General features: G+C 40.4%; 19 protein-coding genes. 10 read left to right on the plus strand and 9 right to left on the minus strand.

Translation table 11 applies throughout. From position 1 onward, the window contains the following. The first annotated feature begins 167 nt into the window (after positions 1 to 167). Positions 168 to 1,556, plus strand: coding sequence for an L-cystine transporter (locus A361_RS06455; protein WP_009331540.1), 1,389 nt, complete (start codon positions 168 to 170; stop codon positions 1,554 to 1,556). Between the two features lie 41 nt (positions 1,557 to 1,597). Here A361_RS06455 and A361_RS06460 read toward each other — a convergent pair whose 3' ends face one another. Then, positions 1,598 to 2,179: a YitT family protein gene (locus A361_RS06460; protein ID WP_009331538.1), complete on the minus strand. Its 582-nt coding sequence runs from the start codon at positions 2,177 to 2,179 to the stop codon at positions 1,598 to 1,600. Positions 2,180 to 2,314: 135 nt separating this feature from the next. After that, the gene (locus tag A361_RS06465; protein ID WP_009331536.1) at positions 2,315 to 3,616 is read right to left on the minus strand and encodes an NCS2 family permease; all 1,302 of its coding nucleotides are present in this window, start codon (positions 3,614 to 3,616) and stop codon (positions 2,315 to 2,317) included. 279 nt (positions 3,617 to 3,895) lie between these two features. On the opposite strand from A361_RS06465, the gene A361_RS06470 reads away from it, so the two are divergent. After that, the gene (locus tag A361_RS06470) at positions 3,896 to 5,566 is read left to right on the plus strand and encodes a M20 family metallopeptidase (RefSeq protein WP_019381372.1); all 1,671 of its coding nucleotides are present in this window, start codon (positions 3,896 to 3,898) and stop codon (positions 5,564 to 5,566) included. Positions 5,567 to 5,650: 84 nt separating this feature from the next. Next, positions 5,651 to 6,310, plus strand: a complete 660-nt coding sequence (locus A361_RS06475) for an HAD family hydrolase (RefSeq protein ID WP_009331533.1) — start codon at positions 5,651 to 5,653, stop codon at positions 6,308 to 6,310. A gap of 37 nt (positions 6,311 to 6,347) precedes the next feature. On the opposite strand, the gene A361_RS06480 is transcribed toward A361_RS06475, so the two are convergent. From A361_RS06480 to A361_RS06495, 4 genes are all read right to left on the minus strand, one after another. Further along, positions 6,348 to 7,346: an inorganic phosphate transporter gene (locus tag A361_RS06480; protein WP_009331531.1), complete on the minus strand. Its 999-nt coding sequence runs from the start codon at positions 7,344 to 7,346 to the stop codon at positions 6,348 to 6,350. Between the two features lie 12 nt (positions 7,347 to 7,358). Beyond that, positions 7,359 to 7,976 (minus strand): DUF47 domain-containing protein, encoded by a 618-nt coding sequence (locus tag A361_RS06485; RefSeq protein WP_009331529.1) that lies wholly within the window; start codon positions 7,974 to 7,976, stop codon positions 7,359 to 7,361. A 179-nt stretch (positions 7,977 to 8,155) separates the two neighbouring features. Then, positions 8,156 to 8,794: a FusB/FusC family EF-G-binding protein gene (locus A361_RS06490; RefSeq protein ID WP_019381373.1), complete on the minus strand. Its 639-nt coding sequence runs from the start codon at positions 8,792 to 8,794 to the stop codon at positions 8,156 to 8,158. 138 nt (positions 8,795 to 8,932) lie between these two features. Further along, the gene (locus tag A361_RS06495) at positions 8,933 to 9,196 is read right to left on the minus strand and encodes a CD3324 family protein (protein WP_019381374.1); all 264 of its coding nucleotides are present in this window, start codon (positions 9,194 to 9,196) and stop codon (positions 8,933 to 8,935) included. A gap of 392 nt (positions 9,197 to 9,588) precedes the next feature. On the opposite strand from A361_RS06495, the gene helD reads away from it, so the two are divergent. From helD to A361_RS06510, 3 genes are all read left to right on the plus strand, one after another. Then, entirely contained in the window at positions 9,589 to 11,856 is a 2,268-nt protein-coding gene (helD, locus tag A361_RS06500; protein ID WP_009331523.1) for an RNA polymerase recycling motor HelD, read from the plus strand. A 300-nt stretch (positions 11,857 to 12,156) separates the two neighbouring features. Continuing rightward, positions 12,157 to 12,978: an aldo/keto reductase gene (locus A361_RS06505; protein ID WP_019381377.1), complete on the plus strand. Its 822-nt coding sequence runs from the start codon at positions 12,157 to 12,159 to the stop codon at positions 12,976 to 12,978. 220 nt (positions 12,979 to 13,198) lie between these two features. Further along, positions 13,199 to 13,459 (plus strand): GlsB/YeaQ/YmgE family stress response membrane protein, encoded by a 261-nt coding sequence (locus A361_RS06510; RefSeq protein ID WP_009331519.1) that lies wholly within the window; start codon positions 13,199 to 13,201, stop codon positions 13,457 to 13,459. A gap of 115 nt (positions 13,460 to 13,574) precedes the next feature. On the opposite strand, the gene A361_RS06515 is transcribed toward A361_RS06510, so the two are convergent. Further along, a complete protein-coding gene (locus A361_RS06515; RefSeq protein WP_033196558.1) occupies positions 13,575 to 14,495 on the minus strand; it encodes an RluA family pseudouridine synthase in 921 nt (306 codons plus the stop codon). Between the two features lie 344 nt (positions 14,496 to 14,839). On the opposite strand from A361_RS06515, the gene A361_RS06520 reads away from it, so the two are divergent. After that, a complete protein-coding gene (locus tag A361_RS06520; protein WP_009331516.1) occupies positions 14,840 to 15,238 on the plus strand; it encodes a YhcU family protein in 399 nt (132 codons plus the stop codon). Between the two features lie 30 nt (positions 15,239 to 15,268). On the opposite strand, the gene A361_RS06525 is transcribed toward A361_RS06520, so the two are convergent. Both A361_RS06525 and A361_RS06530 read right to left on the minus strand, forming a co-directional pair. After that, positions 15,269 to 15,739 carry a thioredoxin family protein gene (locus tag A361_RS06525; protein ID WP_019381380.1) on the minus strand — a complete coding sequence of 157 codons (471 nt, stop codon included), beginning with the start codon at positions 15,737 to 15,739 and terminating at the stop codon, positions 15,269 to 15,271. Then, a complete protein-coding gene (locus A361_RS06530) occupies positions 15,739 to 16,179 on the minus strand; it encodes a disulfide oxidoreductase (RefSeq protein ID WP_009331514.1) in 441 nt (146 codons plus the stop codon). Before A361_RS06530 ends, A361_RS06525 begins: the two co-directional genes overlap by 1 nt. 382 nt (positions 16,180 to 16,561) lie before the next feature. Here A361_RS06530 and A361_RS06535 point away from each other — a divergent pair, with 382 nt between their 5' ends. The 3 genes from A361_RS06535 to A361_RS06545 all read left to right on the plus strand — a co-directional run bounded on the left by A361_RS06535 (position 16,562) and on the right by A361_RS06545 (position 20,733). Continuing rightward, a complete protein-coding gene (locus tag A361_RS06535; protein WP_009331513.1) occupies positions 16,562 to 18,064 on the plus strand; it encodes a bifunctional GNAT family N-acetyltransferase/carbon-nitrogen hydrolase family protein in 1,503 nt (500 codons plus the stop codon). Positions 18,065 to 18,222: 158 nt separating this feature from the next. Further along, a complete protein-coding gene (locus tag A361_RS06540) occupies positions 18,223 to 19,968 on the plus strand; it encodes a phospho-sugar mutase (protein WP_019381382.1) in 1,746 nt (581 codons plus the stop codon). 42 nt (positions 19,969 to 20,010) lie between these two features. Next, positions 20,011 to 20,733 carry an SDR family oxidoreductase gene (locus A361_RS06545; protein WP_009331511.1) on the plus strand — a complete coding sequence of 241 codons (723 nt, stop codon included), beginning with the start codon at positions 20,011 to 20,013 and terminating at the stop codon, positions 20,731 to 20,733. Positions 20,734 to 20,767: the final 34 nt, after the last annotated feature.

Here is a 20,767-nt window from a genome sequence, read left to right on the forward strand (position 1 = left end):
TGGTTCGTGAAATTTAGGCGCAAATCAAAAGGAAAAATACTGAACATTTCATGGCAGAATGGAATATATAATAAGAAAATTTAAATTTTAATTCCGACTTGACTCATAGGAATACATGTATTATAGTAAGTCATTATGAGAACATCTTTTGGGGAGGATTCAGTCCGATGAGTACAGGACTATTAGTTTTAAATATTGCCATTATGCTTCTGCTTGTAGGCGTATTATTCTTTATGCAAAAAAAGCATATTTCATTCTCAAAGCGTGTGTTTACAGCGCTTGGATTAGGGATTTTGTTTGGTTTCGCCCTTCAGCTGATTTACGGACCGGGTGCTGAGATCATTGCCAAATCTGCAGACTGGTTCAATTTAATAGGCGGGGGTTATGTCAAATTCCTGCAAATGATCGTAATGCCATTAGTCTTCATTTCCATTTTAGGAGCTTTTACTAAGCTTAAATTAACAAATAATATAGGGAAAATCAGTGTGCTTATCCTTGGTCTGCTTGTAGGTACAACTGCAGTTGCTGCCGCTATAGGGATTGCAACAGCTGTCGGTTTCGACTTGGAGGCAGTCCAAATCAGCGGAGGCGATGCAGAGACAGCCCGCGGCGAACAGCTGGAAGAAACCTATCAGGGTATTGAAGGAAGAACATTCCCACAGCAGATGCTTGATCTTCTTCCGGCAAACCCATTTCTTGATTTTACAGGAGCAAGACCTACATCCACCATTTCAGTTGTAATATTTGCAGCCTTTTTAGGAATTGCATACCTGGGTGTCAGACGGAAATCACCCGAGCAGGCTGAGCTTTTCGCAAAAATTGTGGATGCGTTCTATGCAATTATTATGCGTGTTGTAACATTAATTCTGCGCTTGACTCCGTACGGAGTGTTGGCCATCATGACGAAAACAGTGGCCATGAGTGATTTCGACTCCATTTTAAACTTAGGGAAATTTGTTATAGCTTCTTATGTGGCACTTGCCATTATGTTCCTGATTCACCTGCTGCTTTTAACATTGAGCGGTTTAAATCCAATTACCTATATGAAAAAAGCATTTCCTGTATTAACATTTGCCTTTACATCTAGAACAAGTGCCGGTGCATTGCCATTGAACATTAAAACACAAAAGTCACTGGGTGTTCCTGAAGGAATTGCCAACTTTGCAGGGTCATTTGGTCTTTCCATCGGCCAAAATGGATGTGCTGGAATCTATCCGGCAATGCTGGCGGTAATGATTGCTCCAACTGTGGGCATTAACCCGCTGTCACCAGGATTTATTTTTACCGTCATTCTCATTGTAGCGATCAGCTCCTTTGGTGTGGCAGGGGTCGGCGGCGGTGCGACGTTCGCAGCGATCCTGGTATTATCTGCCCTTGACCTGCCAGTTGCACTGGCCGGCTTGCTGATCTCAATTGAACCGCTGATAGACATGGGACGCACAGCTGTTAACGTCAGCGGATCCATGACCTCCGGCATCTTAACGAGCCGTATCACCGGTGAAATTGATGGAAATCTTTATAGCGACATGAATGAAAAAATAGAAGCAGAAGCATAAGCATAAGAAAAGCGACAGGTGCCGGGCACCTGTCGCTTTTTTCATTTAACGATATTCTGCTCTTTTCTTATAACTGTTAACGATGTCATGGCGCCTACAAATATGATGGTTAAAAACGAGTACAGGAATTTTTCAATACCGACAATTTTTAAACCGCTTAAAATGACCAATCCATCAATTGCAAATATCAAAGCGCCGATATTAATAGGGAGGAGCTTTGTCATCAGCTGTGCCAGCAGGTCTGTTCCCCCTGTGCTGGTTTCATAGCGGAGCATAAGGCCTATCCCAAAACCAACCAGGCAGCCGCCTAAAATCGAGCTGGGCAATATGGAAAGATTAAAATGTCCTCGCATAGCAGAAAGCAAATCAATAATGAAGGATGAAATCAGGAGGCCGTGCAGACTATAGAAAAAATATTTCTTCTCATAAAACCAGGCAAGTACATATAATGGAATGCTTAAGACAATCATACTTAATCCAGTGGGAAGCTCGTAATAATAATGGAGGATCAGCCCTATGCCAATAATGCCCCCATCAAGCAAATGGTGGGGGACAAGGAAGCCGTTAATGCCTATGCCTAATAATAAACTTCCCATTAAAGTTGCAAACAGCTTTTCATACATAAGCTATCACCCTAACTTGTCCAATTGTATACTTATAGAATATGAATGGTCAGGTATTAAATAGAAGCGGTAAAAAACAAAAAAGCTTGTCCGATTTGGACAAGCTTTTGTTATAAGGCGCTTCCGCTTTTCTTTTTAGTGCGGCAGGAAAGCAAGCTGATAAAAGAATAGCACTGCAAATAAATAAACCAGCGGATGAACTTCTCTCCATTTGCCTTTTACCACTTTCATAAGCGGATAAGCGATGAATCCAAGCGCAATTCCTGTTGCAATGCTGGATGTCAGCGGCATGCTTAAGATGATCAGGAATGCAGGGAATGCTTCATCAAGTTCATTCCACTTAATATGTGAAATGCTGCCCATCATCAGGCTTCCAACGATAATCAGGGCTGGTGCAGTAATAGCGGCAAGACCTGACACCGCACTGACAAGCGGTCCGAAGAAAGCTGATAGCAGGAACAAACCTGCAACAGTCAAGGTTGTTAATCCTGTTCTTCCGCCGGCTGACACACCTGTGGAAGATTCAATATAAGCTGAAGTCGGGCTTGTACCAAACATGGCGCCGATTGAAGTAGCAATGGAATCTGACAAAAGCGCCTCACGAGCTCTAGGCATCGTTTTGCCTTTCATTAATCCCGCCTGCTGGGCAACGCCGATCATCGTTCCAGTCGTATCAAAAATCGTTACAAGCAGAAAGGAGAAAACTACTGCGTATAAACTATGCTGGATAATATCTCCAATTGCTTCGAATGGATTTAAAATGATGATTCCATCCGGAAGCGAAGGCAGTGAAACAAATCCTTGGTCAAAAGAGAGCTGGCCGGTAAAGAAGGCTATCAGAGCTGTGAGAATCATTCCGAAAAATAAAGCCCCATTAATCCCGAGAGTCATGAGGATTAAAGTCACAGCAAGGCCGACCAGAGCAAGAATGGATTGGGGAGAATGCAAATCCCCTAGTGCAACAAGATTTGTTGGGTGGCTTGTAATCAGCCCTGTTAGCCGCAAGCCGATAAATGCAATAAATAAGCCGATTCCGGCAGTAATTCCGTGCTTTAAATTATCTGGTATCGCAATGATCAGTTTTTCCCGGAAAGGGGTAAGCGACAATATAATGAAAATAATCCCTGCAATAAATACTGCTGAGAATGCTGTCATGTAATCAATATTTCCATGTGTGCCGACTACGGAGTAGGCAAAATAGGCGTTCAGGCCCATTCCAGGTGCGATGGCAATCGGATAATTGGCGAACAGTGCCATCCAAAGAGTACCTGCAACGGTTGCGATAATGGTTGCAGAAAAGACTTGCTCAAAAGGTACACCTGCATCAGATAATATGACAGGATTAACGACCACAATATACACCATAGTCAGGAAAGTGGTGATGCCTGCCAGAATTTCGGTCTTTACGTTTGTTTGATTTTCTTTCAGTTTGAACATATAAAGTCCCCCATAAACTAAAACTTCTTTCAGGTTGTATGTGTTATCAATAAATACGAACGTTTAGAAAGCACAAATAATATAATATTCGTTTTTGGTTTAGATTTCAAGACCTTAATTTTATTATTCTATATATTGGCGGTTTCATCCTTATATAAAGAAAAAAGCTTCGATACGGAAACTTGCTTTCCGTGAAACAGCCATTATATACAAATGGTTGATTATTAATGGATTATGCTTATACACTAGTGTCAAACGATGACGAAATGGGGTTGGCCTATGTTTGCAAATCTTAAATCAATGAACTTGAGTCAGCAGGCCGAATATTTAACAAAGGCCCTTGTGAAGATGAAGAGCTACAACCATTCAGATGGAGAAAGGCATAAAGCTGACTTTCTAAAAGAAATAATACATTCGTATCCATCTTTTAATGATAATGATAATTTAGTATGGACTCAGGAAATACCTGGTGATGAATTGGGCCGCAAGAATGTGTTTGCTTTCCTCAAGGGGCGTTCCGGAGGCAAAAGGACTATTCTATATCTGGCGCATTTAGACACGGTCGGCACGGAGGATTTTGGCCCGATTCAGGGCATGGCCCATGATCCGGATAAGCTCCAGGAGTTCTTTGTACAATATGGCTCTGATCCGGAAGTGCAGGAAGATGCCCTGTCTGAGGAGTGGCTTTTTGGCAGAGGGGCATTGGATATGCAGAGCGGAGTTGCTGTCCATCTGGCCAATCTTCTGTTTTTCTCGGAAAATCCCGACGAATTGAACGGCAATTTGCTCGTCATGTTCAATGCTGATGAAGAGGGCGAGCATAAAGGAAGCAGAGCCGCCCTAGCCGAATTGCTAAGGCTGAAAGAAAAAATGGGCCTGGAATACTTGGCTGCAATTAATAATGATTTTATCTCGCCATTGTATGATGGGGACACGACAAAGTATATATACACCGGTACAGCAGGAAAAATCTTGCCGTGTTTCTCCATTTTCGGAAGGGAGACCCATGCAGGCGAAAGTCTGGCAGGGATTGATCCAACATTAATTGCTGCAGAGCTGACTACCCGTATAAGCCAGAATTTTCAGCTGACTGAGAAGCTTGAAGGAGAGCTGGTGCTTCCTCCAAGCTGTTTATATATGAGAGATGATAAAAAACGCTATGACGTTCAGACGGCTGTCGGCTGCCGAGTTTACTTCAATTACTTTTTCTATGAAAAACCGCTGAAGCAGCTTTCGAAAGAACTTGGGATGATTGCCGAAGATGCAGCCATCGCAGTAGAGCACCGGCTGAAAGGTGCCTATAAAGATTTTCGGACTGTAAATAAGCTGCCGGAAAGACAGCTGGACTGGGGAACAGAAGTCACGGCTCTAGATGATTTTCTTGTATATCTTGAACAGAAGGGCATAGATACAGTGAGTGTTATGGAAGAAGCGAGGAAGCAAAGTTCTCTTAAAGAAACCGATGCCAGAATGATTGCCTTTGATATTGTAGAAGCTTTGCACCAATCAGACCCTGAAAAGAAACCTAGAGTGGTTTTATTTTATGGAACACCTTTTCTTCCTGCCAACACAGTTGATGTGAATACAGAAAGAGGGGTCTTTTTGAAAGATTGCCTGGAGGAAGTGCTTGCTGAAGAGGCTAAGAAAACAGGTGAGGCATTCAAGGTCCGCAAATATTTTCCCTACTTATCTGATGGAAGCTTCCTGTCTTTTGACGGCTCGGATGAAGATATACAATCTCTTAAAAAGAACTTTCCTGCCATAAAAAACCTTTTTCCAATTCCATTAAAGGCAATGAGGGATTTAAATATTCCTGTCATTAACCTTGGAGTTTATGGGAAGGCTGGCCATAAGTGGACTGAACGGGTCTATAAACCATATACTTTTGAAGTTTTGCCTGAGATTATCCGAAAGGTTACAAGAAGAATACTTCAAAAGCCGGGAAGCTAGTTCCCGGCTTGCTTCAAAAATAGTAACTTTAATATAGCAGTAACGTCTAATGTAAGGGGAAAGAATTCAGGAGGCGGTGGCAGAATGATAAAGGCTGTAATTTTTGATTTTGATGGAACCATTGTAGACACAGAATCTTTATGGTATGAGGTTTTTAAACAAATCCTGTCAGAAGATTATGGATTTGAGCTTGGGCTGGAGGATTTTGCGAAGGGGATTGGCACTACAGATGATATTCTATTTAATTATATTGACAGTAAATTAGGTATTCAAATTAATCGTGAATCTGTTCAGGAGAAAACAGAAAAAGCATTCCAGAGTCAGAGGGATATTTTAATTCTGAGGGAAGGGATTCAGGACCTAATAGAAAAGTGCATTGAAAAAGGCCTTAAGCTTGGAGTCGCATCCAGCTCTGGCAGGGAATGGGTTAAGCATTATTTAGACCATTTTGGAATTGAGGGTCATTTTCAAACTATCAAAACAAAAGAAGATGTTGAAAAAGTAAAGCCTGACCCGGCTCTTTACATAAAAGCACTTGAAGAAATGGGCGTCGAGCCTGAAGAAAGTCTGGCCATTGAAGATTCCGTAAATGGATCAATCGCAGCTGTTCAGGCAGGAATGCACTGTGCGGCTGTTCCAAATGATGTTACGCACTTTCTTTCCTTCCATGAAAAGGTTATGAGGTATAAGGCTTTTTCTGAGATACCTATTGATGAACTGATAATGGGGCAAGGCGAGAGTTAATAAAAGGAGCGGGCTAAGCCAGCTCCTTTTATTTATATTAGAAAATGGCATTCAAAATTAAATAAACAAGGCCAGCTAAAGTTGCCGATATCGGCAAGGTGATTACCCATGTAATAAGCATTCTCTGGGCTGTTCCCCATTTTACTCCTTTAAGCCTGTGGGCAGAACCTACACCCAGGATGGAAGAGGAGATAACATGAGTAGTACTGACTGGCAAGTGGATAAATGTTGCGCCAAAAATGATCATTGCACCTGTTAAATCTGCTGCCACTCCATTTATCGGCCGGATTTTCATGATTTTTCCACCGACCGTTTTGATAATTTTCCAGCCTCCGATGGAAGTCCCAAGACCCATAGCTAATGCACAGGAAAACTGTACCCAAAATGGAATATCAGTTGAAGTGACATAGTTGTTTGCGATAAGCGCCATTGTAATAATACCCATAGCTTTTTGCGCGTCATTTGTTCCATGTGTATATGATTGCAGAGCGGCTGTGAAAATTTGAAACAGCCTGAAGTTCCGGTTTGTTTTTGTAAGGTTGTTGTGTTTAAAGACAATCTTGAATATGCTGTAAACGATAAAACCGACTGCAAAGGCAATTAACGGCGAAAAGATAAGTGCTTGAAGGATTTTTAAAAATCCCTGATAATTTAAAGCTGAAAATCCAGCTGCCGCAATCGCAGCACCGGCAATCGACCCTATGATCGCATGGGAAGAGCTGCTAGGGATGCCATAATACCAAGTCAGCAGGTTCCAGAATATCGCAGCAACTAAAGCGGCCAGAATGACAAGTGAACCATTCTGCAAAGTAAATGGGTCCACTATATCCTTTGTTATGGTTTTGGCCACCCCAGTAAATGTCATGGCACCAACAAAGTTCATGACGGCAGCCAATAGGATGGCATGCCTTGGTTTAAGAGCCTTAGTGGAGACAGAGGTAGCTATTGCGTTTGCCGTATCATGAAATCCATTGATAAAATCAAATGCCAGAGCTCCAATGACAATTAAGATTGTAATAATAAATACTGCATCCATTGTAATCGCCCCTTAAGCATTTTTCATGATGATGGTTTCAAGCGTATTGGCGACATTCTGGCAGCTGTCAGCAATATCTTCCAGAGTTTCATAAATTTCTTTATACTGAATAATCCGGATAGGATCTTTTTCAGTAGCAAAAAGATGCTTGATTGATTGACGGCGGACTCCATCACATTTGGATTCGTAATCTTTAATTTTGATTGCATGCTCCCTGATCTGCAGTAATTTCTTAGTTGAAAGAAGTTCCACGCATTTTTCAATTTCAATTGCACAATTCTTAATTGCATCCACAAACTTCAGCATAAACTCATCAGCTTGTGTCATGGAATACATTTCAAATAAATCAGCACATTCTTCAAAACCATCGAGCACATCATCCATGCTCATAGCGAGGTGGAGGATATCTTCTCTTTCAATCGGTGTAATAAAAGCGTTATTTAATTCCTTAATGACTTCATGCACATAGGAATCGCCTTTTGTTTCATAATCCTTCATTGTTTTTGAAAAGGTTTTTAAATCACTGACATTGTTAATTTTATAGTCGGCAAAGTAAATTGCACTATCTTTTAAATTCACTGAAATATTGCTTAACAATGTGTTAAACTTGTCCTTCTTCTTAAAAACCATTTTTTTACCCCCAATTATTTTAGGAAAAATTCAATCAAACGTAATTATTTTATACGAAATCGACAAAATATGATAGTTTTTTTTATTACAGTAATATTCCCCAGTTTAATGAGAATAAACGAAGAGATGAAAGAAGACACCGCCAAATAAGGCGGTGTCTTAATTATGGAGATATTCATCTATCCTTTAAGCCTTCCGATAAAATCATGAAGCTTTTCCAGTGAATTTAAATTCTCATTGCATTTCTGGCTGTCCTGGCAAATGTAATTCCCTTTTTTTGTATAGGTACCCAGCTGAGTACCCTTGGTTTCAGTTAAGAACATGCCTGTTTCTTCGAATTTGTTGCAGATGGCACAGATCCCTTTTTTGCCCAGCGGTTTAAATGTTCCATATATGCCAGTCAGTTTGCCATCCATGAGGCTGATTATATACTTCCTGTTTGTGCCTTTGTCGTCCCATCCTAAGTAGCTTATTTCCCTGAAATCGATATCTTCAAGTGCTGGTATCTTTAATTTTTTTGCTTTAGGGAACAGCTTTTTGATGGATTGTTCCGTCAATGATGCAAACGGTATTACATATTCCTTTATTTGTGCCAAAAAGGCATCAGCCTGATCTCTTTCTTTTATATCACTGACCGGTAAAAGAAGCTGTCTTTGTTCCTCGCTAAGTTCTTCAAAAAGGCCCAATACCTTCTCAGCAGAAAGAGATTTCAGTGCATTCAGCACTCCTGTATCATTGACAGATGCATGGCCATTAATAAGCACCTGCGTCTGATATTTAATAAAATTATATTGATCATTCCTGATGAAAGGTTCCATTATACACACTCCTATACCTACAGCACCTTTATATATCACCTTCACTTTAAAAGAATTACATAAAAATGTAAATGTATAAAACGATTAGGAAATGAACTTGGCATATGAAAAGCACTGAACAAGGTTCAGTGCGAATATTTACTTTTTATAAACTATTTTTTTGATTGTTTCAACTGAAAGAAAATATTCTTCCGCCAATTGAGAGATTGTTTTGCCGTTTTGGAAGGCGCCTTTAATAGATTGGTTCCTTTCATCCAGGGCTTTTCTCGCTCCAGAGCGTGAGCCCCATTTTTGGTAGTCCTTTTCAGGCTTGGGGATATAAATTGCCTCACCCTGAACGTATTTTTGAATTTCTGCTATCAAAGTCTCCGGTAAAACGGCATTTGCTTTTACATAACTCATTTCTGCCAGCTCCTTATTGATTTTTGTTAATAAAAAATGAATAAGGTGCAAAGCCGATATCAGAAATGGTTTTAGCTGAATGGGCGATAATAAATTAGTCTATTACCGCCTCATGCAAAGTATCGCCACCAATATCAGGCTTTGCATGAGACGCTGCATTATCAGGCATTGCAACTGCAATGGCCACTTTCATCACCTCCTAAAGAGTGTTTTTCTATATTATAAATTAACATGATTGCCAATGCATTTAACACCCTAATTCGACAAAAACAAATTTGTCTTTATCATCCCTTGATTCTTGCAGATTTTTCTGATAATATATTTTTCTGCCCACGCGTATGCTCATATGTATTTCTCCATTGCGGCTGAAAAACAATTGAAAGGAGAAACATATGCCATCTGAATTTGAACACCCCGATTTTCAGCAGGAGACTCAGCGGCTGGAATTTACGAAACGTTATATTGATGTCGTAATTAAAACGTCAGAATCCAGCAAAGATAAGTTCCAGGAAAATATGAAAGAAGCTTTCGAAGACGTTGATTGGCTTGAATCCAGTTTAAGTTACTCTTCTTTATTGACAAATGCCCGTTTCTTTGAAATGTCCAAAGATGAATTAAAACAATTGAAAAAAGCCCGAAAAAAGCCATATTTCGCCAGAATTGATTTCTTAAGAGAAGATTTAAATGAAAAAGAGATCTTATACATAGGCAAAACTTCATTGTATTCAAGGGAGAATCAGGAGCAGATTATCGTTGACTGGCGTTCTCCGATAGCCAATTTATACTATGAAGGCAGGCTGGGAGAGGTTCAATATCATTCCTATGAAGAAAGCTTTACGGGCCATCTGTCATTGAAACGGCAATATATGATTGAAGATGGGATTCTGGATGAGATCCGGGATATAGACCTCACGACTACAGATGAATTGCTTCAGGAATCACTGTCTAAAAGCTCAAGCAACCGCCTCACAGAAATTATTTCAACCATACAGGAAGAACAGAATAAAATAATACGTGCTGATTTGAATAAGCCCATCATTGTTCAGGGGGCAGCAGGAAGCGGAAAAACAACAATTGCCCTGCACAGGATTAGTTATTTCATTTATCAGTACAAAGAAAATTTTGCACCTGAACAGCTTATGATTCTGGCACCAAGCAGGCTATTCATTGATTATATTTCAGAAGCTCTTCCTGAGCTTGGGGTAGAAAGAGTCCGCCAGACTACCTTCCAGGAATATGTGCTGGCATGTCTTGGTGAGGATCTTAAAATGGCTGATGACAGTAAATTGGTGAACTTGCTTGAAGACCATGGCAGTGAAGAAGTAAACCTTGCAGCCTGGGCATCATCCATTAAAGGATCGCCCGTTTTTCAGACAATCCTCACCAATTACCTAAAAGAAATTTATAATAGCTTCTGCCCCAGTGATGATTTTATGGTAGATAAATTCAGGCTGTTCAGCCATAAGAAATTCTTCCAGCTTTTTTTGGAGGATTACAATTATCTGCCTCTTTATCGAAGGCTCGAAAAATTAAAGGCTGTGCTTCAAAACGATCTTGCTAAGAAAAAGAAAAATATCATAAAGAAAATTGAAACGTATTATGACGAGAGAATTGAAAGGGCCCTTAACAGAGGGAAAGACCCGGAAAAAAGAAGACAGTATGTTTCAGATGCGCTTGATAAAAAAGCTGCCAGGCTGGAAGAATTAAAGAAAAGCTTCAGAACTGCTGTGCCAAAATACATGAAGCAATTTCCGAAAAAAAGCCTTATCCGTTATTATAAAGACCTGTTTGAAGACTCCAACCGTCTTTCAAGATTGTCAGGCGGGAAATTGCCTCTAAAAGATGCAGATCTGCTATGTGAGTACTGCAGGAAATTGTTCAGGAAAAAGGTTTATGAGAGAGAAGACTTAGCTTTAATGCTTTACTTGCAGGAAAGCCTTTTTGGCATCCCTAAAGAGCTGAAGGCAAAAAATATCGTCATTGATGAAGCACAGGATTACAGTTTCATGGAGCTCCTCTCTTTAAAAAAGTCACTTGATACGGATATGTTCACATTAGTGGGGGATCTTGCACAAGGAATTCATTCCTACAGGGGACTAACAAGCTGGCAGGAGGTTCTTGACTTTATTTTTCCTCGTGCAACATATACAGAGCTTCAGAAAAGCTATCGTACCACCGTGGAAATCATGGAAAAGGCGAATGAATTGCTCAAGCTTCTCCCCTATTCATTCCCTGAAGTCGAGCCGGTTGTCCGCCATGGGAAAAGTCCTGAATTTATCAAGAGAGAGAATGGCCACAGGCTTGTACAGCAGCTTGAGGAACAGGTAATTTCATTGAAAAAAGAAGATTATAAAACATTTGCGGTGATCGGGAAAACGATGAAAGACTGTCTGCTCATTCATGGCCTTTTTAAAAAGCATGCCAAGCTCCCTTTTAAACTGCTGCAGGAGCAGGAAAGCATACCAAAGGATGAAATCGTCATCGTCCCCTCCTATTTGGCAAAGGGTCTGGAATTTGACGGGGTCATAATTCTGTCGCTTGAGGAAGAATTTTCTATAAAGTCTGAATTGGATATTAAGCTTCTTTATGTCGCTATGACAAGGCCTCTGCACCGGTTATATTTCTATGGAATGGAAAGAAACAATTTTATTATTGGTTAAAACTTTTAGCAGCTGATTTTTCGGGCTGCTTTTTTTTGGCCTAAATTCAATTGTTTCGGAGAGCTTCAAAAAGTATTTTTTGTCCATTGTTTAGGACATTTTTTCACCGGGAAAATCAATCTTACATAAGAAGGGGTGACGAAAAATAGCGATATCACAATCCCGGCATATGCCGTTTATATAGATGGGCGATTGCCTCCCTAGGGCAATCGCTTTTGTTTTGGAAGTGTAAATAGTAGGTCTCCTTTTCATGCAAATGATAAAATGAAGTAAAAAACATGAAGGAGATGATTTCATTATATGAAGGATATCAGCAGCACTTTAACCTTACATAATGGAGTTGAAATGCCCCAATTCGGGCTGGGAGTATATAAAGTAGAAGAGGGCCAGCAGGTTGAAGACACAGTGAAAAATGCAATCAACATAGGCTACAGGCTAATTGATACTGCTGCCTTTTATGAAAATGAAGAGGGTGTTGGAAGGGCAATAAAAGAAAGCGGTGTTCCCAGGGAAGAGCTTTTCATAACGACAAAGGTGTGGAATACGGACCAGGGATATGAGCAAACATTAGATGCCTTTGATAAAAGTTTAAAGAAGCTGGGTTTAGAGTATATCGATTTATATCTAATCCATTGGCCAGTTAAGGAGAAATACCTGGAAACCTGGCGAGCGCTTGAAAAGCTGTATAGGGATGGAAAGGTAAGGGCCATCGGCGTGAGCAATTTTCAAATTCATCATATAAAGGACATAATGGAAAACTCAGCTGAAAAGCCTGATCAGGTTGAGCTTCACCCTCTTCTATCCCAGGAAGAATTGAGGGCATTTTGTGATGAGCACAATATAAAAGTGGAAGCCTGGTCTCCAATTGCAAGGGGCAGAGTGCTGGAGGACCCTGCCATAAAAGAAATTGCCGCGGGTCACGGCAAATCATCAGCCCAAGTTATATTAAGATGGCATTTCCAAAACAGTATTATTGTAATCCCCAAGTCAGTTAAAGAAGAAAGATTAAGGGAAAATGCAAATATTTTTGATTTTGAATTAACTCAAGAAGAAATGAGACAAATGAATACATTAAATAAAGATCAGCGATTTGGGGCTGACCCGGACAATTTTGATTTTTAATTAAGCTATTCAAAAAGCATCCTTAGGGATGTTTTTTTATTTTTTTGGTAATTATAAAATTTTTCCAGAAGAATAGTTTTTTAATTTTTGGTTTTAGATAGAGAATCCTGGGTAATTTAATTATACAAGCACATAAGATCACCAAAAGCTGCGCAGCTGCTGAATGAAATTCTTAATCTGAACAGAAACTAATTCAAATCAAAAAGAGGAGTGATTTTCAATGTTAAGCTTTTTATGGGCATTAATTATAGGTGGTATCATTGGTTGGTTAGCAGGTATGATTTTGGGAAGAGATATTCCAGGAGGAATTATTGGTAACATCATTGCTGGTTTCGTTGGTGCATGGTTAGGTTCATTGATTCTTGGTGATTGGGGTCCTGTAGTAGCTGACTTTGCTATTATTCCTGCTTTAATTGGTGCTATCGTGCTTGTATTCATCGTAGGCTTCATCATGAAGGCTATGCGTAAATCTCATGACTAATAGAATCATTTGAAAGAAGTCCCATATGGGGCTTCTTTTTTTGCGCTGAAAGCCTCTGCTCTTTATTATAGCGACATAAAAAGCTGCCTCTCTAGAGGGCAGCTATGAATCGTTCTTAAAAGCAATACGGATCAATTCCCTTAAATATCTCAGGATTATCTAAGAAAGGCGCATGACAGACTATGGTTTCTTCTAAGAACGGGTGTGGAATCTCAAGTTTTACGGCGTGCAGTGCCTGACGTGGAAAAGCAGGTTTTCCGCCATATAAAATATCCCCTGCAAGCGGATGTCCGATATGGCTGAGGTGAACACGGATCTGATGTGTTCTGCCAGTATCCAGACGGCATTTAATAAGTGAAAGCTTCAGATTAGGAAAGTATTCAATTAGTTCATAGTTCGTGACAGCAGGCTGGCCGCCGGGAGATACTCTTCTTCTGGCTGGATGATGTCTGTCCCGCCCAATTGGCTCGCTGATGGTTCCTTTGATCTTAGAAATCCTTCCATGAACTAATGCTAAATATGTACGTTTAATTGTTCTTTCTTCCAGTTTTTTATCCAGGATTGCTCCTGCCAATGCGTGCTTCGCAAACAAAATGGCACCGGTCGTATCTCGGTCCAGGCGATGTATATGTTTTATGCTTCTGTATTCGCCCTGCATCTGCATATGAAAGGCTGCAGCGTTTGCTAAGGTATTATTTTGTTCTGGAGAATTAGGATGTGTGTCCATGCCTGCAGGCTTATTCAAAACAAGTAAATGATCATCTTCAAAGAGTACTTCGATGTCATAATAAGAGGGTATAAGTCCCAAATCTTCCTCCCTGAAGAAATGGAATTTTAATTTATCCCCTGCCTGCAGCGGGTTTGTCCAATTGGCTGGGGCATCATTGGTTACAACCTGCTTGTTCATCCTCATATTGTGTGTCTGTTTTTTGGGTGCTCCCCATAATGTCCGGACTATGTATTCGACGGTATATCCTTCCCAGTGAACAGGCACCTCTATTTCACACCATTCGCCAAACCTTTGTATTTTTACCATAAATTGCTCCTTATCCTGGTTGAATAATCGTGACTTTTCTACATATAAATTAATTACAATAACTATATTAGCCTTTATAATCAGCGGATAAAAGGAATAGGTGTCCACAGATTATTATTGTAATATTTAAAACCACCTTTTATTTTACTTAAAATGGAGTTAATATAGAACTTTAGAACTAATTATAAAGCATTACGACTGTGCCATCTATTTCCGCAGGAGGAATAAATGTCAACAAATCCCTTCTCCATGGGTATAATTACCACCCTAAAGGGCTTTCAGAATATGATATTCTTATGTATATATTACGAACTGATTACAAGGATTACAAAGGTGGGTTATCAGTGAAAGTTGTATTTGCATCAACTCCTGATCAGGAACAAAAAATTCAAGAGTTAATTAGAAAATTCTATTCAAATGTGTTTCCTCTTTATTTCACAGATGATGACATTAGAGAATTTGAACAGCAGAAGATTTTACATACTTCTACACGGCACTTTGAATACTTCGGAACATTAAAGGAGGCTTATCAGGTTATAGCAGGACTGCAGACGCTAATGGCTATTCTGGAATCCCGTCAGATGAATGACAAATATGAGATGATTTTCGCCAAAAATGTTCAAATACTTCAAGAATTCGGTTTGTCATTTCCATTTGCCTACAGTCATTTTTGCGGAGAAAGGATGCCGCGGAATAATTTGTTCAGTGTCTACGCCAAAGCCGCAAATGAAATGCTCGTATAGAAAAACGCCTGCAGCCGCAGGCGTTTTTGGTTATTTCGAATTCTCATTAAACCATTGTTCAAAGACTTCTTTTTCCTGGTAGCCAGTAATTCTGTTAACCTCTTTGCCGTCTTTGAATTGAACAATTGTTGGAGTCTCCTTAATTCCGTAATTGTCCCAGCCGTCTTCAAATTCAAGCAGGTTGAATTGAACCAGGTCAATGCCCATATCTTCTGTAAGCGGAGACACAATAGGAGTTGTCCTCTGGCAATGAGGGCATGTCGGGCTATAAAAATACACAGTTACATCTTCATTTTCATTTAACTTTTTGTCCAATTCTTCAGGAAGAATCAGATTTTGATAATTTGGGTCTTCAAGCTGTTTGACTGTTTCAGGATGAAGTGAATCCTTTTCATATGGATTATTCCCAGAAACTTTTTCTTCATTTTGCATCTTAGTTAAGATTCCAACAGCTGCGAATAACGCAATGATAATGGCAAGAAAAACAATGACCTTTTTCATTATTCTGCTACCTCCTTGGTTTTCTTCCAGACAAGATAACTGCAAATAAAAATAATTATAAAAGCTGTCAATGCTAAAAACGGAATCGTAATGAATCCAAGCCAATTAATATATTGCCCTGTACAGGGAACTCTCCCGCATGCTGCTGCATGGTCTGCCATAAATGAAATTTTCTGAATGGAATAGTGGTATATGGAAATCCCTGCTCCAACTGCAGATAACACCATTGTATAAAGGCTGATGCGATAATCTTTCTTAATAACAGCCAAGCCTAATATGACAGCAAATGGGTACATGACAATCCTTTGATACCAGCAAAGCTCGCAAGGTTCGTATTGCCTGATTTCCGAAAAATAAAGGCTGCCGAACATGGCCAGAATCGATGCTGCCCAGGCAATAAACAGCAAATTCTCCCGCCGGTCTGTTTGTGTTTTCTCCATAATAATCTCCTTATTAATATGTACTCTAAAATTATAAAGCTATTGGACATCCCTTGTAAATTAACATGTTCAAAGGACCATCAGAAATAGGGCATTTGTAATATTAATTGATATTAGAAAGGAATAGGGGGAATTACGGAAATTAATAAAAGATATACAACACATTTATAGAAATATATATAAAGGAAAAGACGCAAGATAAGAATAAGAGGGAAATTGGCTAAGAAAACTCATAGGGTGTTATGAATGCAGTAAAAAAGGGAAAAGAGTCGTATGTCACTGGAGAGGCTGAACTTTCTTATCAGCTCCCATGATAATTATTATTTCCAAAAGGAGTGCACCACCATTGACAAAGCTTGATTTAAAGAAGTTTGAGAAAAAAATGATTATCAGAAATACACGGCATTCAGATATAGATCATATCATTGCCCTGCAGGAGCTCTGTTTCCCAGGCATGATACCCTGGAAGAAGGATCAGCTTGAAAGCCATCTGGATATTTTCCCTGAAGGCCAGTTTGTTGCAGAATATGATGGGGAAATCATTGGTTCGTGCTCAAGCCTTATTATCAATTTTGATGAGTATGATGACCGTCATTCCTGGGATGATGTAACAGACAAAGGATACATAACAAACCATAATCCGGAAGGCTATAACCTTTATGGAATAGAAGTAATGGTTCATCCGGATTACCGCAGAATGAAAATTGGCCACCGCCTGTATGAGGAGAGAAAAGAGCTTGTCAGATCTTTAAATTTAAAAAGTATCATCATAGGGGGGCGTATTCCGAATTATCATAAATACGCGAAAGAAATGAACCCCCGTGAGTATGTAAATGAGGTCTCACTTCATAAAATCTATGACCCGGTTTTATCCTTTCAGCTACTGAATGGCTTTACCCTGATGAGGATTAACCCGAACTATTTGCCGGATGATGTGCAGTCAAATAAATATGCAACGCTGATGGAATGGAATAATGTTGATTACAGACCAATGACTAAGCGCTTTTACAAAACAAGTTATCCGGTCCGTATATGCGTGGTGCAATATTTAATGCGGCAGATTAAATCCTTCGATGAATTTGCCCATCAGGTGGAATATTTTACAGATGTTGCTTCTGATTCCGGTTCTGACTTTGCGGTATTTCCCGAGTTATTTACCACTCAGCTAATGTCCTTTCTGGACGAAAGGTCACCAAGCCTGGCGGTCAGAAAGCTTACGGAATACACTGAGCAATATATCGAGTTATTCACGGATTTGGCAGTCAGATATAATATTAATATAATTGGCGGCTCTCATTTTGTTAAAGAAGATGATGATGAGATTTATAATATCGCTTATCTTTTCCGCCGCGATGGGACGATTGAAAAGCAGTATAAGCTCCACATTACGCCAAATGAGCGCAAATGGTGGGGGATCAGCCGCGGAGATGAAGTTAAAGTATTTGATACGGATTGCGGAAAAATAGCCATCCAAATTTGCTATGACATCGAATTTCCTGAGCTGGCGAGAATTGCGACTGATAAAGGTGCAAAAATTATATTTACACCCTTCTGTACTGAGGATCGCCAAGGATATTTGCGAGTGCGCTATTGTGCTCAGGCACGCGCTGTTGAAAATCAGATATACACGGTTATTTCAGGGACGGTCGGCAATCTTCCGCAAACAGAGAATATGGATATTCAGTATGCACAGTCTGCCATATTTGCACCATCTGATTTTGAGTTTGCAAGGGATGGCATTGTGGGAGAGACCAATCCAAATATTGAAATGGTCCTGATTGGTGATGTTGATCTGGAAATTCTCCGCCGTCAAAGACAGGATGGCACGGTGCGCCAGCTAAAAGACCGCAGGCATGATATTTACAGCATTAAATATAAGAAGTAATATATAGTTGCAGATTGAGCGCCTTTCACCTGGCGCTCAATGCTTTTTATACCTGATCTTAGGGTGGATTTTGTCAAAATAACTCGGATGTTTTAAAGAGGAATATCCGTCTGGAACTCGAAAAAGATATGGTGAAGCTTTTTTTAGGAGGTCATACAATGGAATGGAAGACAGCGGCAGAACGATGGATAAACCATGAGAATTTGGACAGTGAATTACTTGAACAGCTGAAACGTCTGCAGGGAAATGAAAAGCTCCTTGAAGAAGCGTTTTATAAGGGACTGGAATTTGGAACGGGCGGCATGCGCGGGGAAATAGGACCGGGAACAAACCGCATGAATATATATACAGTCCGCAAGGCATCTGCGGGACTTGCCGCATACATAGAAGAAAAAGGATTGGAAGCAAAGAACAGAGGGGTGGCAATAGCATATGATTCACGCCACATGTCCCCGGAATTTGCAATGGAAGCAGCTAAAACCCTTGCAAGCAGAGGCATTCAGACTTATGTATTTGACGAACTGCGCCCAACACCTGAACTTTCATTCGCAGTCCGATACCTGCATGCTTATGCAGGAATAGTCGTGACGGCGAGCCATAATCCTCCGGAATACAATGGCTATAAAGTGTATGGATCGGACGGTGCCCAGCTGACTCCTGCTGAAGCTGACATTGTAATCGGCAAAGTAAATGAAATAGAAAACGAACTGCTTATTGAAGTGATGGACGAGGATAGTTTAAAGGAGAAAGGCCTTATCACAATGATTGGGGCTACAGTTGATCAGGCCTATCAGAAGCAGCTCCTTACCATTTCCGAAAACCCTGATGCCGCAAATGAAACGGATGTTCATGTAGTTTTTACACCTCTGCACGGTACAGCGAATAAGCCGGTTAGAGAGGCTTTGGCTGCTTTGGGCTATGAACATGTGCATGTAGTAAAGGAACAGGAGCTGCCGGATCCAGAGTTTTCAACAGTAAAGAGTCCTAATCCAGAAGAAAAGATTGCATTTGAGCTGGCCATGAGAGATGGAAGAGAAACTAATGCAGATATACTAATTGCCACAGACCCAGATGCCGATCGACTTGGCATTGCTGCAAAGAACAAAGATGGCGAGTATGTCCTTTTGACAGGAAATCAGACAGGTGCGCTGCTGCTTCACTACATACTTTCTCAGAAGAAAGAGAAGAATACACTGCCTGACAATGGCATTATGCTAAAAACGATCGTGACATCTGAATTTGGACGCAGGGTTGCCTCATCATTTGGTGTAGAAACCATCGATGTTTTGACAGGATTTAAGTTTATTGCAGAAAAAATCAAGGAATATGAGGAGACGGGTGAATACAGTTTCCTGTTTGGGTATGAGGAAAGCTATGGCTATCTTATCGGCGACTTTGCAAGGGATAAAGATGCTATCCAGGCATCTTTGCTTGCTGCGGAAATGGCTGCTTTTTATAAAAAGAAGGACATGTCCCTTTATGATGCATTGCTTAGCTTATTTGACGAATATGGCTATTTTCTTGAAGGGTTAAAATCAATGACTCTAAAAGGAATTGAAGGAGCAGAAAAAATCCAGCAGACCCTGGCATCCTTCCGTGCCAATCCGATAAAAGACCTTAAAGGAATGAAGGTCCAGGCTATTGAAGATTACTTAACAGGAATCAGAACGGAAGCAGATGGAATGGAGAAAGTAATCGACCTGCCGAAGTCCAATGTTATTAAGTATTTCTTCGAAGATGGGACTTGGATCTGCCTAAGGCCATCAGGCACAGAACCGAAGATTAAATTCTATTTTGGAATCAGCGCCTCTACATTGGCCAGCAGCAAGGAAAAACTGGAATCTGTCCAAAGTGAATTTATGCAAATCGTTGAAGAAAGAATGGGCAGTTCGGTAATACAATAGCGTTAAACATCCAGAAGGTGATTAGCCAGAAAGGAAGATTCGATGTTAAAGGGACAAGCGGCAATTGTAACAGGTGCATCAAGAGGGATCGGCAAGGAAATTGCTGTTAAACTGGCCCAGCAGGGCATGAAGCTTACCCTGATTGGAAGGTCAGAGGAAATTCATCAATCTGCTGAAGATCTCAAAAAAATGGGATTTGCAGATGTACTGCCCATTCAGGCGGATATTTCGGATGAATCCGAAGTAAAAGATGCGGTTGAAAAAACTCTTCAGAAGTACAAACAGCTTGATCTTCTGGTGAATAATGCAGGGGTGGGATTTTTTAAGCAGGTTGATGAAACAACACTGGACGAGTGGAAAAAGGTCTTTGAAGTAAATGTGCAGGGAGTTTTCCTCGGAAGCAAGGCAGTACTGCCGCACATGAAAGAGCGCAAATCCGGCACAATCATTACGATTTCTTCTGACGTAGCCAGATACACCATCCCCAATGGATCAGCTTATACAGCTACGAAATATGCAGTGCAGGGCTTTTCAGGGTCTTTAGCTCAGGAAGTCAGAGAATACGGCATCCGCGTCGGAACCATTAATCCCGGCATGGTAGATACGTTTTTTGCAGAGTCTAAGCAGGGGCTTGAAGAGAAAAGAGATTGGCTGAAGGTTGAAGATATCGCCAATGCTGTTGTTTACATGGCATCTGCGCCGAAGCACATGATGATAGACGAAATCGTTCTTCATCCATTTGTTCAAAACTATCCAATTGCATAATCGATTTCACCGAAGAGGCCTGCTCTTCGGTGTT

Origin of the sequence: Cytobacillus oceanisediminis 2691, assembly GCF_000294775.2 — a bacterium.
In the GTDB taxonomy this organism is placed as follows: domain Bacteria; phylum Bacillota; class Bacilli; order Bacillales; family Cytobacillaceae; genus Cytobacillus; species Cytobacillus pseudoceanisediminis.

Coding starts and splice junctions, on each gene's coding strand:
- A361_RS06455 (WP_009331540.1), top strand. CDS start 168: ATGAGTACAGGACTATTAGTTTTAAATATTGCCATTATGCTTCTGCTT.
- A361_RS06460 (WP_009331538.1), bottom strand. CDS start 2,179: ATGTATGAAAAGCTGTTTGCAACTTTAATGGGAAGTTTATTATTAGGC.
- A361_RS06465 (WP_009331536.1), bottom strand. CDS start 3,616: ATGTTCAAACTGAAAGAAAATCAAACAAACGTAAAGACCGAAATTCTG.
- A361_RS06470 (WP_019381372.1), top strand. CDS start 3,896: ATGTTTGCAAATCTTAAATCAATGAACTTGAGTCAGCAGGCCGAATAT.
- A361_RS06475 (WP_009331533.1), top strand. CDS start 5,651: ATGATAAAGGCTGTAATTTTTGATTTTGATGGAACCATTGTAGACACA.
- A361_RS06480 (WP_009331531.1), bottom strand. CDS start 7,346: ATGGATGCAGTATTTATTATTACAATCTTAATTGTCATTGGAGCTCTG.
- A361_RS06485 (WP_009331529.1), bottom strand. CDS start 7,976: ATGGTTTTTAAGAAGAAGGACAAGTTTAACACATTGTTAAGCAATATT.
- A361_RS06490 (WP_019381373.1), bottom strand. CDS start 8,794: ATGGAACCTTTCATCAGGAATGATCAATATAATTTTATTAAATATCAG.
- A361_RS06495 (WP_019381374.1), bottom strand. CDS start 9,196: ATGAGTTATGTAAAAGCAAATGCCGTTTTACCGGAGACTTTGATAGCA.
- helD (WP_009331523.1), top strand. CDS start 9,589: ATGCCATCTGAATTTGAACACCCCGATTTTCAGCAGGAGACTCAGCGG.
- A361_RS06505 (WP_019381377.1), top strand. CDS start 12,157: ATGAAGGATATCAGCAGCACTTTAACCTTACATAATGGAGTTGAAATG.
- A361_RS06510 (WP_009331519.1), top strand. CDS start 13,199: ATGTTAAGCTTTTTATGGGCATTAATTATAGGTGGTATCATTGGTTGG.
- A361_RS06515 (WP_033196558.1), bottom strand. CDS start 14,495: ATGGTAAAAATACAAAGGTTTGGCGAATGGTGTGAAATAGAGGTGCCT.
- A361_RS06525 (WP_019381380.1), bottom strand. CDS start 15,739: ATGAAAAAGGTCATTGTTTTTCTTGCCATTATCATTGCGTTATTCGCA.
- A361_RS06530 (WP_009331514.1), bottom strand. CDS start 16,179: ATGGAGAAAACACAAACAGACCGGCGGGAGAATTTGCTGTTTATTGCC.
- A361_RS06535 (WP_009331513.1), top strand. CDS start 16,562: ATGATTATCAGAAATACACGGCATTCAGATATAGATCATATCATTGCC.
- A361_RS06540 (WP_019381382.1), top strand. CDS start 18,223: ATGGAATGGAAGACAGCGGCAGAACGATGGATAAACCATGAGAATTTG.
- A361_RS06545 (WP_009331511.1), top strand. CDS start 20,011: ATGTTAAAGGGACAAGCGGCAATTGTAACAGGTGCATCAAGAGGGATC.